Raw genomic sequence first — 15,425 nt, forward strand, 5'->3', positions numbered from 1 at the left:
AGTTCGGCGGGGGTCAAGACCGCGTCAGAAACTCGGGCCGCAGGTGCGCGTCCGATGCGACTCCCACTAGAATCATCCGTCGCTCCTCGTCCGTGTCCGTTTCGCCTCCAGGAGGTCGCGTGCTTCGTCGCTGCTTGGTCCGAGCCGCACTCGCCGCGTTCGCGGCCGTCGCACTCCTTTCGTCACGGGGGGCGCTCGCCGCCGCGCCGGCTCACGAGGTGCTGACCGACAGCACCGTCATCGAGCGCTGGACGATGGCGAACGGGCTGCGAGTGGTGACGCGATCGATTCGAGGCGCGGAAGGCGTCGCGGTGACGCTCGCCTATCGCTACGGACGCCGCAACGATCCGGCGACTCGACCCGGCCTCGCACAGGTGGTGGGTCACCTGGCGTTTACGGCGCCGGCCGGGGAACTGCCCGGCCGAACGCTCGAGGACCTCGACAGTCAGCGTCCGTACGGGTGGAGCTTTCCCGTCATGCAGAGCAGCACGCTCCTCACCGAGGTGGCGAGTCTGCAGCAGTTCCCGGGCGTGCTCGCTGAAGTCGCGCGGAGAATGCGCGGCGTCACGGTCGATGCCGCCTCGCTCAAACGCGCCGTGGAACAGGTGCGAGCCGAGCTGAAGGCGGAAGTCGACGGGCCGCGCGAGCTGGTGATGGGTGCGCTGATTCGAGACGTTGCGCTCGGGCGCTCCGCGGCTGCAAGTCAGCGCCGAACTTCGGGCCGGGGGCTCGACGGCCTGACGATTGCCGAGGTCCGCGCGACGATGTCGAGCTACCTGCAGCCCGGCAACGCGGTGCTGTGCCTGGTCGGCGACTTCAACCGCGTCGAAGTGCGGCGACCCGTCGAGAGCCTGTTCGGCGGAATTCCCGCCGGTCCGGCTCTGCCACCACCACCACCGGCCGATTCGATGCACGCCTCGGCGCGGGTGTTCACGAGTGCCGGAGTGCGCGCGATCGGCATCGGTCTGCTGGCACCGCCGCTCGACGACACGCTGCATGCCGCCTACTTCATGACGGTGTCCCTCGCGGGCTCGATGGCGGATCAGATCGCGAAGAGCTCCGGCCAGGAAGACAAGCCGCGATTCCAGTACGCGCTCTTCGATGAACCGGAGCTGGGGCGCCTCTACCCGGACCTGCCATCGGACTCGGCGGCGATCGAGCGTGCGGGTGAAGCGGTGAGCGTGCTGATGGCGCCACTCGCCGACATGACGATCCCGAAACGATCGTTCGACGTGGTGCGTGACCGCCTCGCCTACCTGATGGGCGGCCCGATGCCGCCCGGGTTGCGCCAGTCCCTGCGCGCCAATCCGCGCCTCATGATCACGGCGTCTCGCGGCATCGCCGCGTGCGAACTGCTGCACGGTCCCGAGTTCTGGGCCGCTTACCGCACCGAACTGATGGAGACGAACGCCGACGAAGTTCGCGCCATCCTGCCGCGCGTGCTCGACCCCGCCTATCAGGTGCGGGTGGCGGTCCTGAGCGGTGCGGGCGGCGCGAAGGGCGCGCGAGGCTCCCGCTAGCTGCGTCTGGCACCTGCCGCAAGCGCTTCGAGCGTCGTCGCCAGTTCGAAGTCGCGACGCGTGATGCCGCCGGCGTCGTGTGTGACCAGCTCGACCACCACCGTTCCGTAGACGTTCGACCATTCGGGGTGATGGTCGAGCTGCTGAATCCGCAGCGCCGCACTCGACATGAAACCCCATGCGTCGACGAAGTCCTTGAATCGATACTCGCGCCGCAATTTCCCGCCGACCACTCGCCATTCGGTGAGTTTGCCGAGTTCGAATTCGATCTCCTCCGCCGTCAATCGACGCATCCCGCTCATCGTCGCTCTCCTCCGCTCGTACGAGCTTTGACCGACCCCAGACCCGATGCTACGGTCGCGCTGCCATGTCCTCGCGCCGCATTCTCATCGGAATCGCGGGCGGATCCGGGTCCGGCAAGACTCTCGTCGCGCGCACCATCGTGCGCGAACTCGGATCCGACCGGGTCGTCATCATCGACCAGGATTCTTACTACAAGAATCTCGAGGATATCCCGTACCGCGATCGCGAGGCGCGGAACTTCGATCATCCGGACGCGTTCGACACCGAACTGCTGCGCGACCACGTGGTCGAACTGCTCGCCGGACGTTCGATCGAGCAACCGATCTACGATTATGCCGAGCACCGGCGCCTGCCCGAAGCCCGCCACGTGGGCGACCATGTCGTCGTGGTGCTCGAAGGCATCCTGATCTTCGTGGACCCGCAGCTCCGTGACCTCATGGACATCAAGCTGTTCATCGACGCCGACCCCGACGTGCGCTTCATCCGCCGACTGCGACGCGATCTGATCGAACGCGGTCGCACCGTCGACAGCATCGTCCGCCAGTACGAAGAAAGCGTGCGGCCGATGCACCTGCAGTTCGTCGAGCCCTCCAAGCGCTTTGCCGACCTGATCGTGCCCGAGGGCGGGCACAACAAGGTCGCGATCGACCTGGTGAAGACCAAGATTCGCGAGCTGCTCCGCGAGCGAGGCGTCGAAGTCGCGTCACCGGTGTGATCCCGGCGCGTCTGATCCCGAAATCGATCCAGTGCCTGCGCGGTTACGACGCCCGCACCTTTCTCTCCGATCTGGTCGCCGGTGTCACGGTCGGTCTCGTGGCCCTCCCGCTCGCCATGGCGTTCGCGATTTCATCGGGGCTTCCGCCGCAGGCCGGCCTGACGTGCGCGGTGGTGGCCGGTTTCCTGATCTCGGCGCTCGGGGGATCGCGGGTGCAGATCGGCGGTCCGACCGGCGCGTTCGTGGTGGTGGTGGCGGGGATCGTCGCGCATCACGGTGTCGACGGGCTCTTCATGTGCACCATGATGGCGGGCGTCATGCTGGTGCTTCTCGGCGTGAGCGGCTTCGGGACCGCGGTCGACTTCATTCCACGACCGGTGATCGTCGGCTTCACGAACGGCATCGCCGTGCTGATCGCAAGCACCCAGATCCGCGACTTCCTGGGGCTTCGCATTCCTCACGCCTCGGGAGAGTTCGTGAGTCGCATGCGAGAGATCGGTGCGGCGCTGCCGAGCTGGAATCCGACCGCGCTCGCGCTCGGCGCCGCGGCGCTGCTCGTGATCGTGGTGATGCGCATCTGGGTGCCGCGTGTGCCGGGTACGATCGTGGCACTGATCGGCGGCACCGCGGTCGCGGCGGGTGCCGCGTGGTCGATCGAAACCATCGGTTCGCGCTTCGGCGGCATCCCCTCGGGCTGGCCGCCGCTCGTGGTACCGCAGTTTCGCGCCGATCTGATCACCCCGCTGCTGGGCCCCGCGGTCACGGTCGCGATGCTGGGGGCGATCGAGTCGCTGCTGTCGGCGGTGGTCGCCGATCGCATGACCGGTGATCGCCACGAGCCCAATACCGAGCTGGTGGCACAGGGCGTCGCGAACATCGTGTCGCCGTTGTTCGGCGGCCTGCCCGCGACCGGTGCGATCGCGCGCACCGCCACCAACATTCGCAGCGGAGGTCGCACCCCCGTGGCGGGCATGATCCATGCGCTCACGGTGCTCGGAGTGCTGCTGTTCGCAGCCTCGCTCGCACGCTTCGTTCCGCTCTGCATTCTCTCCGCGATCCTGTTCGTGGTGGCGTGGAACATGGGCGACTGGGCCGAGATCCCGGAGATCCTCAAGCTCTCGGCCGCCGACATCGCGGTGTGGGTCGTGACCTTCCTGTTGACCGTGTTCGCGGACCTCACGGTTGCGGTTCAGGCCGGCATGATCCTCGCGGCGCTCCTGTTCATCTCTCGCATCGCCGCCACCACCACGGTCTCCCGGATCACCACCGCCGACATCGAGCGCGACCGCCGGCACTCGCTTCAGGACAAGGACCTGCCGCACGACGTCGCGATCTTCCGGATCCACGGCCCGTTTCTGTTCGGGGCGGCCGAGAAGCTAAACGTCATCATCGATCAAATCCCCGAATTGCCGGAACGGGTGATCCTGCGGCTTCGAAACATGACGGCGATCGACTCGACCGGGCTGCGCGCGATCGAACAGCTGGCCGCTCGGCTCGAGGCCTCCGGGCGTGCCTTGATCGTCGAGGGCATGCGCGAGCAACCCGCGCGGCTGATGCGGCGCGCGCAGTTCGCGAAACACGTCGGCCCCGACAACGTGTGCGACGACATCCAGGGAGCCCTCGCGCGAGTCGCGGCGCTTCGTCACCCGGCCTGAAGCGCGCCGCTCAGTCCGACCTCCGCTTGTCGGGCCGGCCTCGCAGCGACTTGGTGATCGAGCGCGACTTGCGTTTCAACTCGAGGCGCGCCCGCGCATCGTGACGGGCGGCGAACGCGCGTTGCTCACGTGCAAGCTTGAGCCAGCTGGCGTAGCGCTCCTGCGCGAGCGCCCCGCTCGCGAGCGCCGAGCGCACCGCGCAGCCAGGCTCCTGCGCGTGCCCGCAGTCGCCGAATCGACAGCGCGCGGCCAGCGCCTCGATGTCTTCGAACGTCGAGGCCACGCCGGAACCCGCGTCCCACAACTGCATCTCGCGAATGCCGGGGCCATCGACCAGCAGCGCGCCGCTTGCGAGCCGCACCAGCTCGCGATGTGAAGTGGTGTGGCGACCGCGCGAATCGGTCTCGCGAACCGCGCCGGTCGCAAACTGCGCGGTTTCGAGCAGCCGGTTCGCGAGCGTCGACTTTCCGACCCCCGATGAACCGAGCAGCGCCAGCGTGCGCCCCGGTTCGAGCCACCGATCGAGCGCTCCCAGTCCGTCGCCGGCGAGCGCACTCAGCGTCACCACCGGAACACCGGGCGCCACTGCGCTCACTTCATCGGCGGCCCGCTGCGGCTCGGGATGCGCATCGGCCTTGTTGAGCACCACCACCGGCTGCGCACCACCCTCCCACACCGCGGCGAGGAATCGTTCGATGCGGCGCGGGTTGAAGTCGCCGTCGAGACCGGCGACCAGCAGCACGACGTCGACGTTCGCCGCCATCACCTGCTCTTCTTCGAGTTCGCCCGGAGCGCGTCTCGACAGCACTCCGGCGCGCGGGAGCAGCTCGTGTACCCGAGTCACCCCTCCGCCGTCGGTTGGCTCGATCAACACCCAGTCGCCGACCGCGGGGAACTCGGACGGGCGGGACGCGCGATGCCGGAACGCCCCGGCGACCTGTCCTTCACAGGGAACGAATTCGGTGACGAGAACGAAACGGTCGCGATCCGCGCGCGTCACGCGCGCCGGGGCGAGTCCGCGCGCGCGGTGTGAGACGACGCTCGCCTCGCGCTCGGAATTCCAGCCATAGTCGAACAGAGTCATGTCGGGTGACGTCCTCACGGAGAAGCCGATCGAGTGCCGCAACGGCGGAGAGGCCGTGCGACAGGGACGCAGCGATGCGCGAATCAGCGCGAACGCGCGGCTCTCGGAGGTGGCGAGGAGGACGACGGACCAGAGTCCGTGCATCGACCGTCGGTGGATTCGATCGGCCCGTTCAGGCGCCGGTCGCGGTGTCAGCCGCGAGCGATCCGGGAGCTCGACGTTCGCGATGAGAAACGGGTGGCAGTCATCGGATGGCTCCTCTCGGTCGGGCCCGCAGGCGCGGGCGTGAAGGGTGCGGCGGAACGAGGGGAAGTCTAGGCGCGGGCCGGTGGGTGGGTCAATGAGCCGGGACGCGCAGCACGTTCAGCGAGCCGAAGACCGGAAGTGCCGCGACTTCGGCAGGCAGTGCTTCGAATCGCCGTCCTGCGAAGTACGCGCGCGCAATCACGGTGCTCGCGACCTGCAGCCCGGTTCCATCGAGGCCGCGCACCGTGCGCGTCGAGGCCACGGTGGTAAGCCCGGCGGAGTCGGCGCAAACGCGATCGAGCAGTGTGATCGGGGCCCCGGTGTCGAGCAGGAAGGCCGCGGGCCGGTCGCCGATCGAGAGTCGCACCGCGAGGTGTGAGTTCACGATCGAGAACGGCGCTTCGACGTCGCCGTTCGAGCGCGGCGCGGCGGATCCGCCTGGGCGAGCGATGCCGAGCCGCCCACCGAAGGCGGGAACACCACGTCGACGTATTCCTGCCCCTTCCCGCAGGTGATGACCTCGGTCTGTCCAGGCGGCACCCGGATCGCCTCGATCGAGAAACGCCTGCCGTCGTCCTTGATGAAGTAGATCGAGGCGTCGGTCGCGTTGGCAGCCGAACCCCCGAACAGCAGCAGAAGTCCCGCGAGCCCTGAGCGCAACATGTGCATCTCCCCGGTGGTGGCCGAATGCTTCCAGGCGGACGCTCGATCCGATGCCGGCGGACGCGAGAGGGTTGGCCGCGTTCGATTCGGCCGAGCGGCTTTGACCGCCATGCGGCGCTCCGCTAGCGTGCCCGACCCATGTCTCAGCCCGCGCCCCCGCTCCCGAATGCCGGCTGGATCGAAGTGATCGTCGGCAGCATGTACAGCGGCAAAACGGAGGAGTTGATCCGCCGGCTGAGGCGCGCCCAGATCGCGCGCCAGCGGGTCGAGATCTTCAAGCCGGCGATCGACCGGCGCTATGCCGACGACGCGATCGTTTCGCACAGCGAAGTGCGGATTCCGTCGCGCACCGTTCGCACCGCCGCGGACATCCTGCGGCATGCCGACCAGGCGCAGGTGATCGGCATCGACGAGGGACAGTTCCTGGGCCGCGAACTGGTCGCGGTGTGTCAGAAGCTCGCCAAGCGCGGTAAGCGTGTCATCGTCGCCGGGCTCGATCAGGACTACCAGGGACGACCGTTCGAACCGATGCCCGAGTTGCTGGCAGTGTCCGAGTACATCACCAAGACCCTCGCGATCTGCGTCGTGTGCGGTGAACCCGCGAATCGCACCTATCGCAAGGTGCGGCGTGCGGGTCGCGTCGTGGTCGGCGGATCCGAAACCTACGAGGCCCGCTGCCGGCGCTGTTGGGAGCTGGGCCGCAAGGTGCAGGCTCCCGAGCTTGCGCCACCTCCTGGAGGCACCCATGCCGCTCCGACTCCGCGTCCCCGTCGTGCTGCTCGGGCTGCTCGCGGCACTCGCTCTCGCCGGTTGCGCGCCTAGCACCCGGCAACCCGACACCAGCGCTGCACCACCGAAGCTCAAGGTCGGTCTGGTGTTCGACATCGGCGGCCGCGGCGACAAGTCCTTCAACGATGCCGCGTATGCCGGACTCGAGCGCGCGAAGCGGGAGCTCGAGACCGAGTATCAGTTCGTCGAGACCGCCGAAGGCTCCGATCGCGAAGCCGGGCTGCGCCAGATGGCGGCCGCCGACTTGGACCTGATCTTCGGAGTGGGATTCCTGTTCACCGACGACATCCGCAAGCTCGCCGAGGAATATCCGAACAAGAAATTCGCTTGCATCGACTACACCGTGAATCCCGGCGACGTGTTGCCGCCGAATCTGGTGGCGCTCAAGTTCAAGGAAGAAGAAGGGTCGTTCCTGATCGGAGCACTCGCGGCGCTGGTGTCGAAATCGCACAAGGTCGGCTTCGTGGGCGGCATGCAGATTCCACTGATCAAGAAGTTCGAAGCCGGCTACCGCGCGGGCGTGAAGGCGGTGGCCCCCGACATGCCGGTGATCGTGAAGTACGCCGGCACCACCGGCGAAGCATTTCGCGATCCCGCCAAGGGCAGCGAACTGGCGCTCGCCGAGTACGCGCAGGGCGCGGATGTGATCTTCCACGCATCGGGCGCCACCGGACGCGGAGTGTTTCAGGCCGCCGAGAAGACCGGACGTCTGGCGATCGGCGTGGACGCGGACCAGTACGATGAATCTCCGGGCCACATCCTCACCAGCATGGTCAAGCGCGTCGACGTGGCCGTGTTCGAGACCGTTCGAGAAGTGACGAAGGGTCAGTGGACGGGCGGCGTCCGCACCTTCGGCCTCGCCGAGAAGGGGGTCGGCTGGGTCTACGACGATCGCAATCGAGCGCTGATCCCCGACGCCGTCAAGGCGCGCGTCGACTCGCTCGAGCGCGAGATCGTCGCCGGCCACATCGTGCCGCCGAGCGAATGAGCACCGGCTGGACCGAGCTGGCGGCTGGCATCCGGATTCGGCAGAGCCGGGCGTTCGCGATGAACTCGGTGGTGTTGCTCGATCGAGAGCACTCAGTCGTGGTGGATCCGGGAGTCATGCCTTCGGAACTCGACGACGTGGCGCGCGTCGTGGTCGAGGCGAAGCCCGCTCGCGTGACGCTGTTCTTCACTCACGCGCATTGGGATCACGTACTCGGACGCCCGTGGTTTCCGGGTGCTTCGGCGATCGGTCACGATCGGCTCGCCCGCGAGTTGAAGCGCGACCGCGCCGCGATCCTCGACGAGGCGCGACGGATCGTGGAACAGCACGGCGAGTCGTGGACGCGCGGCTTCGACGCGTTCGAACCGGAGGAGGCGGTGAGCGGTCTGCGTTTCATGAAGCTCGGTGAATGGAAGCTGGTGTTCCGCGACGCTCCCGGCCACAGCGCGAGCGCGCTGACCCTGCACCTGCCCGATCACCAGCTCCTGATCGCCGGCGACCTGCTCTCGGACGAGGAGATCCCGCTGCTCGACGGACCACCGGCGCACTACCGGCACACGCTCGAAGCGCTCCTGCCACTGGTGCGTGGCGGCGCGATCGAGACGCTGGTGCCGGGGCACGGCTCGATCGCGCGTGGGCGTGAGGCGGTCGCCGCCCGCTTCGAGCACGACCTCGCCTACCTGGCCGTGCTCGAGCGCGAAGTCGGCGCCGCGCGCGCCGCGCGCCTCACCGTCGAGCAGACGCTCGAGCAGCTCGCCACGCTCGAATACCGGCAAGCACGGGCCACACGAGTTCATCCGCACCGGGCACTCGGACAACGTCACGCACGCGTGGCAGGCCGGCTCGCGGGTGTAGTGTTCCAGCCGCTCGACCGTTCAGTTCCGACCAATCGTCGTTCTCGAGGGAGGCGCCATGGCACGTGAGAACTTGAACCCGTTCAGGATCGCTCAGCACTACTTTGAGCAGGCTGCCGATCGGCTGGATCTGGACGACGGCACCCGTCAGATACTGCGGGTACCGAAGCGCGCGCTGACGGTGTCGGTGCCGGTCAAGATGGACGACGGGACCGTGAAGGTTTTCCGTGGACACCGGGTTCAGCACAACATCGCGCGTGGCCCTGCCAAGGGCGGCATCCGCTACCACCCGGACGTCACGATCGACGAGGTCAAGGCGCTCGCCTCGTGGATGACGTGGAAGTGCGCGTGCCTGGATCTGCCGTATGGCGGCGGCAAGGGCGGCGTCGAAGTGGACCCGCGCAAGCTCTCGAAGAACGAACTCGAGCGGCTCACACGCCGCTACGCGAGCGAGATCCTGCCGATCATCGGGCCCGATCAGGACATCCCCGCTCCCGATGTCTACACCGACAGTCAGACCATGGCGTGGATCATGGACACGGTCAGCATGACGCGAGGCGCTACGGTGCTGGGCGTGGTGACCGGCAAGCCGCTGGCACTGGGCGGCTCGCGGGGGCGCGATCGAGCCACCGCTCGCGGCGTCCAGTTCGTGCTGCGCGAGGCGTGCCGGGATCGCAAGATGAAGCTCGTCGGCGCCACCGTCGCGATCCAGGGCTTCGGCAACGCGGGCGGTGTGCTGGCCACGTTGCTTCACGAAGAAGGCGCGAAGGTGGTGGCCGCGAGCGATTCGAGCGGCGGCGTCTACAATCCGAAGGGGCTCGACCCGGCGGCACTGCACAAGCACAAAGCCTCGGGTCATGGCCTCAAGACTTTCAAACGCGGCAAGTCGATCACGAACAAGCAGCTGCTCGAGCTGCCGGTCGACATCCTGGCACCGTCGGCGCTCGAGAATCAGATCACCGCCGCGAATGCGAGCCGCATCCAGGCCAAGATCGTGGCCGAAGCCGCGAACGGCCCGACCACGCCGGCCGCCGACGACGTGCTGTTCAAGCGCGGCCGCACCGTGATCCCGGACATTCTCGCGAACGCCGGCGGCGTCACCGTTTCGTACTTCGAATGGGTTCAGGACGGCACCGCGTTCTTCTGGGACGACGACGAAGTCGACAAGCGACTCGAGCGCGCGATGGTGCGCGCCTACGGCGACGTGCGCGAAGCGGCGAAGAAACATCGCTGCAGCCTCCGCGGCGGCGCGTACGTCGTGGCCGTCGGTCGTGTGGTCGAGGCGACTCGGCTGCGCGGCATCTTTCCGTGATCGAATCGAAAGCGTTCTATCGCCGAATCGAGGCCGCGCTGCGCGAGGTGGGACAGTCTGCCACGGCTCAGCGCTTCGCCGAGGGATTGGCTCCTCACCTGCTGCAGCATCTGGGCGGCCCGATCGGCGTGACCGGATTGCAGCTCTACTGCCTCGACGGCGCGTGCTTCGCGCGCGCCGCCGAGTGGGGCGATCGATTCCCAAACCTCGGCGAGGAACTCGACGCACGGCTTCGCGTGGAGTCGGAAGATCCGATCTCGGACCTGCCGTGGGCTGGTGAGATGCGGCTCGGACGCGTCGGACTTCTGCCGATCTCGGACGACGGCTCCGACCCGCTGCTCGCGCTCATCGCCCCGCCGGCCGGCGAATTGCGCGGCGTGCCGTCGCGCGGCGAATTCGCCTCGGTGCTCAGCTCGATCCGCTACGCGATCCTGCAGCATCGCCACCGCAGCGAACTCGAGGGCTTGTTCGAACAGGCGCGCGCGGTGCAGATGAGCCTGTTGCCGGCCGGCCGCCCGACGTTTGCGGACTACGACATCTGCGCCGTGTGCCTGCCCGCGCAGTCGGTGGGCGGCGATGTCTACGACTTCCTTCCGCTCGACGAAGAGTCCCTGGCGATCGCGATCGCCGACGCTTCGGGACACGGGCTGCCGGCCGCACTGCAGGCCCGCGACGTGATCACAGGGCTGCGCATGGGAGTTCAGCGCGACTTGAAGGTCACGCGCATGATCGAGAAGCTGAACCGCGTCATCCACCAGAGCGGACTCACCACCAGGTTCGTCTCGATGGTGTTCGGCGAACTGGAACGCAACGGCAACTTCTCGTACGTGAACGCGGGTCACCCCGCGCCGCTCCTGATCGACGACCGCGGGATCCACGAGCTCTCGGTCGGGGGCATGATCCTGGGCCCCGATCCGAAGGCGCTCTACAAGCTCGGGTTCGCACACCTCGATCGCGGCAGCGCACTGGTCCTGTTCAGCGACGGCGTGCCGGAGCTCGGTACCGAGTCCGGGACCCCGTTCGGCGATGCGGGATTGCGCGAATGGCTGACCGAGTGGCGCGAGGGGCCGTGCGATCACGCGATCAACGATCTGCTGGTGCGCCTGCGCGCCTACGCGGAAGGCGAGTCGTTCGAGGACGACGTCACCATCGTGATGGTGCGGCGACCGAAGTGACGGCTGGGCGCGGGGGCCCCTGGTGTGCCACCCGCGCCGCGCCGATCACTCGCTACGGCCCGCGCAGGTCCGTGATTCCGGCCGGCGGCGTGACGTCGCCGATCACGAGGCCGCCCGGGAACAGTCGATAGGTCGCCATCTGCTGGCGAGCCAGCGAGCCACTCACCGCACCATTCGCCAGCGTCACCGCGCCGAGGTCGGTTTCGAGGTGCGTGGTGCGCCGCGCGCTGGTGAGCGTATTCGACGGCAGCGCGAGTGTGAACGAGCGCGAGCCCTCGGCGAGGTTCCACACCCGCGCGATCAGGCCCTGCGAGATGCCTTCCTCGGCGGGCTTGAGCGCCCACAGCAGGACGTCGTTCGACGGAAGATCGAGCAGGCGCCACGAAGTCGCCGGCAGCGGGCTGCCGCTCGTACCGTTGACGCGCGCGGCCACGAACGGATTCTGGTGCTCGAGCGAAAACTTCATCGCCGCCGCCGGGTCGTAGGCTCCGTGGGTGCGGATCGAGAAGCGATTCGTGAAGCGCGAGTCGCCCCCCTGGTTCTGAATGCCGAGCCCGGTGCCGTCCACCTGCATGCCGACGCATGCGCGCAGGCGAGGCGTCGAGCCGTCGAGCGAGGTCACGGTACTGTTCCCGGCCTGGAAGAACGGACTGTCCCAGTTCGAGAGCGTGACGCCGCGCGAGGCGGTCGAGAAGTCCGCGAAGTGCCCGAACGAGAGCCAGTCGGTGCGCGTGTTCTGGTCCGCGTAGTCGCCGCCCTGTGCGGCGCGCGCAACCTTTGCGACCATTCCGATCTCCTCGTGACGCAGCGTGGCGCCCGCGAGGTTGAAGCGATAGTCGTAGGAGACATTGCTCGAGAAGTTCGCGGTGATGGTGCCCTCGACGTCGACTCGATCGAGACCGGCGAACAGCGTGACGCGCGTCTCATGCGCCGGCGAACCGCCCGCGACCACGCGCAGCGTGACCGAGACCGGGCCCGTCTGCTCGACCGTGATCGAGCCGCTTCCACTGCCCAGGTTGTGCATCGAGCCGCCGCTCTCGACCAGCTGGCGATTCGCGTCCTTGTGATCCACCACGCTGGTGATCGCGCCCGAGGCTCCGAGCGTCACCGCATAGAGGCCATTGTCGATCGTGCCGCCGCTGACCGTCGCCGCGGCCGGAAAGCTCTGGCCGGCACCCGACCGCACTTCGAACACCTTGTAGCCGACCGCCGGGACGTCGCTCGCCAGGATGCGCACCTTCTGCGTCGATCCGCTTCCGATCACCTGACTGGGCGTCTGGAAGCCGGTCGCCACGTCGATCACGTGCAGCGGTTGCGCCAGCGTGCTGGGCAGGTCGGCCGCCTCGCTGCGCGTCCACGACAGCGGATTGAAGACGAAGTGACGCTCGGTGCCGCCGGGCTGCGCGATGCGCGTCCCGATCGCAGTGGTGGCATCGGCGAGCAGCGGGTTCACGAAGTTCATGAGATTCGTGAGCTGATCGCGTTGGAACTGCGCGCGCGTCGACCGTGAAACCGGTCCGTCCGCAGTCCAATCGTGCTCGTAATAGAGTCCCGCCGCCATGAATGCGAGATCGCGGGCCGTGGTGCGAGGCGTCATGAATGCGGCGTCGAACAGCGACACCACGCTCGCCATGGATTCCGCGGTGCGGAGTTTCTCGATGTGCCGCCGGAAATCGGCGGTGACCTCGCCCATCGACGCGCTGTACAGATCCCATTCGTTGCCGAACGAACCGCTGAAGGTCGGGATCTGGCTCGAGTAGTTGGCGAGGAAATCCTCGAAGAAGTCGACTTCGTTCGAGACGATCACGCGCCGGCTCGCGTTCGCCTTGCTCTGCGCCGTGCTCACGAACGAACTCGTGGTGCTCTGCATGTCGTCCCAGCCGTAGCCGAATGCGGCCGAAGCCTGCCACGGCCACGATGCCAGGAACGCGGAATTGGAGGTCAGATAGTCGACCGCCGCGGACGGATCGCGCGCCTCGGCATAGCCGCCCACCCCTTCGTTGTCACCACGCATGGTGTTCCACTTCATGCACACGCCCGTGCCGTCGGGGCCGTTGAAGTGGTAGATCTCGCGCGGCCGGTTGCCCCACGAGGTCTGGCTCGCGCAACCGCACACGCCGCGCCACGAGTACTGAGCACCCGCTCCCGCCCACAGCGACGCGACACCGCCCGGCAGGGTCTGGTTCTCCATCGCGACCACGAGCGGAAAGCGCAGGCTCTCACGGCGCTCGATACGGCCGGCGTAGTACATGCCGCGCAGCACCGCCTCGGCGGGTGCCGCTCCGTAGCACAGCACCGCGGGGTTGAGAGGCATCGAAAGCTTGCCGGTGCGCAGATGTCCGATGAGACGCTGATAGGCGGTCGCGGACTTGTTGCGCTCGTATTCCCACAACCACAGGCTGCAATCCATGTTGTAGCGCGCCTGGTGGTCGGAGATGTTGCCGGCGGTGCTCTCGATCTGATTCATGTAGTAGTCGAGCGTCGAGAGAAATGCCGAGCGGTACTGGGCAGCGTCACCGCTCCAGAAGTAGTCGGTGTGATCGTCGTTCGCGATGTAGATCCGCTTCTGAGCGATCGCCGGAACGGCGAGGCTCGAAGCGATCGCGAGTGCGACGGCGCCGAGCAGCACACGGCCCAGGAACGATCTCGGGTCGGCGGAGCGTGACGTGAATCGCGCGGCGGACGTCCCCGGGCGGGGACGAGAGAATGGCAATGTCGGCATGGAACCCCCCTGCGAGCGCCCCCACCGTTATCGGTGGAAACACGTGGATGCTTGAATCCCGAACCGCGGAGCGGATTCCCGGCCGGTGCGGGAGAGAGCGCGGGGAGTACAAAGCGCCGCGGGCAGCGTAACCCGGAAACCCCACCCGGCGCGAGGCTTCGAGCCACTCCCCGCTCCGATTTGCCCGGTTCTGGACGTTTCGAGGATCGCGCCGCTACGCTGCCCGTTCATGCTTGCACCTGCCGTACGCCTCGAGCGCATCACCCGCCGCTGCGGGTCGGTGCTCGCCAACGACGAAGTGACGCTCGAGCTCGCGCCCGGTGAGATCCACGCGCTGGTCGGCGAGAACGGCGCGGGCAAGACCACGCTCATGCGCGTGCTCTACGGCCTCATGCTGCCCGACTCGGGCTCGATCACGATCGACGGACAGCCGCAGCGGTTTCGCAGCCCGCTCGATGCGATGCGGCACGGCCTCGGCATGGTCCACCAGCACTTCATGCTCGTGGACACGCAGCGTGTGTACGAGAACGTGACGCTCGCGCTCGAACCACGGCGCTCGCTCGATCGATTCGATGTCGAAGCGGCGAGACGGCGGGTGCGCGAGCTCTCGGAGCGCTACGGTCTGCCGGCGGATCCCGACGCGCGAGTGCGTGACCTGAGCGTCGGGGCGCAGCAGCGTATCGAGATCCTCAAGGCGCTCCACCACGGCGCGCGGGTCCTGATTCTCGACGAGCCGACCGCGGTGCTGACGCCTCAGGAGGTCGACGATCTGTTCGCCGCCCTTCGCAATCTTCAGCGCGAGGGCACCACGATCGTGCTGATCACGCACAAACTCGCAGAGGTGAAAGCGCTCGCGGATCGCGTCACGGTGATGCGCGCCGGACGCGTGGTGGGTGGCGGCGAGGTCGCCGATTTCACGATCGAGCGCATGGCGGAGCTGATGGTGGGACAACCCGTCAACGCCTCCTACGAGCGCCCGACCGCGCGCTCCGAGGTCCCGTTGCTCGAAGCCCGGCTGCTCGACGTCATGGACGATCGCGGATTGGCGGCGGTGCGCGGCGCGTCGTTCATCGTGCACGGGGGCGAGATCGTCGGGCTCGTCGGAGTCGACGGCAACGGCCAGCACGAACTGGTCGAGTGCCTCGCCGGGTTGCGCGTTCCGAGCCATGGTGAGGTGTGGATCGGTGGCCGCCGGATCGCGGCCGCGGATCCGCGCGCTCACACCGCAGCCGGGCTCGCGCACATTCCGTCGGACCGACTGCGTCGCGGCATCGTCCCCTCCATGACGCTGGCCGAGAACCTCGTGCTCGGCTGCCAGCACGATCCGGAGCTCGGCAGCGGACCGCGGCTCGACCCGGAACTGGTCGAAGCGCGGGCCGATCGACTGCTGGCCGAATAC

Annotated in this window: 14 protein-coding genes; 9 read left to right on the forward strand and 5 right to left on the reverse strand. The window is 67.7% G+C overall.

Going from position 1 to position 15,425, the window contains the following annotated elements:
• Positions 1-119: 119 nt before the first annotated feature.
• Positions 120-1,520 carry an insulinase family protein gene (locus HOP12_14770; protein ID NOT35405.1) on the forward strand — a complete coding sequence of 467 codons (1,401 nt, stop codon included), beginning with the start codon at positions 120-122 and terminating at the stop codon, positions 1,518-1,520.
• On the opposite strand, the gene HOP12_14775 is transcribed toward HOP12_14770, so the two are convergent.
• Positions 1,517-1,822, reverse strand: coding sequence for a 4a-hydroxytetrahydrobiopterin dehydratase (locus tag HOP12_14775; GenBank protein NOT35406.1), 306 nt, complete (start codon positions 1,820-1,822; stop codon positions 1,517-1,519). The two genes, HOP12_14770 and HOP12_14775, sit on opposite strands and share 4 nt — an antisense overlap.
• 65 nt (positions 1,823-1,887) lie before the next feature.
• On the opposite strand from HOP12_14775, the gene udk reads away from it, so the two are divergent.
• Positions 1,888-2,538 (forward strand): uridine kinase, encoded by a 651-nt coding sequence (udk, locus tag HOP12_14780; GenBank protein NOT35407.1) that lies wholly within the window; start codon positions 1,888-1,890, stop codon positions 2,536-2,538.
• Positions 2,535-4,193 carry an STAS domain-containing protein gene (locus tag HOP12_14785; protein NOT35408.1) on the forward strand — a complete coding sequence of 553 codons (1,659 nt, stop codon included), beginning with the start codon at positions 2,535-2,537 and terminating at the stop codon, positions 4,191-4,193. Before udk ends, HOP12_14785 begins: the two co-directional genes overlap by 4 nt.
• 10 nt (positions 4,194-4,203) lie before the next feature.
• Here the strand turns inward: HOP12_14785 and rsgA are convergent, their stop codons facing one another.
• The 3 genes from rsgA to HOP12_14800 form a co-directional block, all read right to left on the reverse strand.
• Positions 4,204-5,277: a ribosome small subunit-dependent GTPase A gene (rsgA, locus tag HOP12_14790; GenBank protein NOT35409.1), complete on the reverse strand. Its 1,074-nt coding sequence runs from the start codon at positions 5,275-5,277 to the stop codon at positions 4,204-4,206.
• 337 nt (positions 5,278-5,614) lie between these two features.
• Positions 5,615-5,908 (reverse strand): hypothetical protein, encoded by a 294-nt coding sequence (locus tag HOP12_14795; protein NOT35410.1) that lies wholly within the window; start codon positions 5,906-5,908, stop codon positions 5,615-5,617.
• On the reverse strand, positions 5,905-6,186 hold the full coding sequence (locus tag HOP12_14800) for a hypothetical protein (GenBank protein NOT35411.1): 282 nt from the start codon (positions 6,184-6,186) through the stop codon (positions 5,905-5,907). The genes HOP12_14795 and HOP12_14800 overlap by 4 nt, the downstream gene beginning before the upstream one ends.
• Positions 6,187-6,324: 138 nt before the next feature.
• Here HOP12_14800 and HOP12_14805 point away from each other — a divergent pair, with 138 nt between their 5' ends.
• From HOP12_14805 to HOP12_14825, 5 genes are read left to right on the forward strand one after another with little or no spacing between them, the layout of a single operon-like run.
• A complete protein-coding gene (locus HOP12_14805) occupies positions 6,325-7,008 on the forward strand; it encodes a thymidine kinase (GenBank protein ID NOT35412.1) in 684 nt (227 codons plus the stop codon).
• Positions 6,932-7,963 carry a BMP family ABC transporter substrate-binding protein gene (locus tag HOP12_14810; GenBank protein NOT35413.1) on the forward strand — a complete coding sequence of 344 codons (1,032 nt, stop codon included), beginning with the start codon at positions 6,932-6,934 and terminating at the stop codon, positions 7,961-7,963. The genes HOP12_14805 and HOP12_14810 overlap by 77 nt, the downstream gene beginning before the upstream one ends.
• Positions 7,960-8,886, forward strand: a complete 927-nt coding sequence (locus tag HOP12_14815) for an MBL fold metallo-hydrolase (protein NOT35414.1) — start codon at positions 7,960-7,962, stop codon at positions 8,884-8,886. Before HOP12_14810 ends, HOP12_14815 begins: the two co-directional genes overlap by 4 nt.
• Positions 8,876-10,129: a Glu/Leu/Phe/Val dehydrogenase gene (locus tag HOP12_14820; protein ID NOT35415.1), complete on the forward strand. Its 1,254-nt coding sequence runs from the start codon at positions 8,876-8,878 to the stop codon at positions 10,127-10,129. Before HOP12_14815 ends, HOP12_14820 begins: the two co-directional genes overlap by 11 nt.
• Positions 10,126-11,304 carry a PP2C family protein-serine/threonine phosphatase gene (locus tag HOP12_14825; GenBank protein NOT35416.1) on the forward strand — a complete coding sequence of 393 codons (1,179 nt, stop codon included), beginning with the start codon at positions 10,126-10,128 and terminating at the stop codon, positions 11,302-11,304. Before HOP12_14820 ends, HOP12_14825 begins: the two co-directional genes overlap by 4 nt.
• Before the next feature lie 52 nt (positions 11,305-11,356).
• Here the strand turns inward: HOP12_14825 and HOP12_14830 are convergent, their stop codons facing one another.
• Complete coding sequence (locus tag HOP12_14830) at positions 11,357-13,933, reverse strand: glycoside hydrolase (GenBank protein ID NOT35417.1); 2,577 nt, start codon at positions 13,931-13,933, stop codon at positions 11,357-11,359.
• Positions 13,934-14,255: 322 nt separating this feature from the next.
• Here HOP12_14830 and HOP12_14835 point away from each other — a divergent pair.
• On the forward strand, positions 14,256-15,425 hold a 1,170-nt coding region (locus HOP12_14835), incomplete at its 3' end, for an ATP-binding cassette domain-containing protein (GenBank protein NOT35418.1).

Source organism: Candidatus Eisenbacteria bacterium, assembly GCA_013140805.1.
Lineage (GTDB): Bacteria > Eisenbacteria > RBG-16-71-46 > RBG-16-71-46 > RBG-16-71-46 > JABFRW01.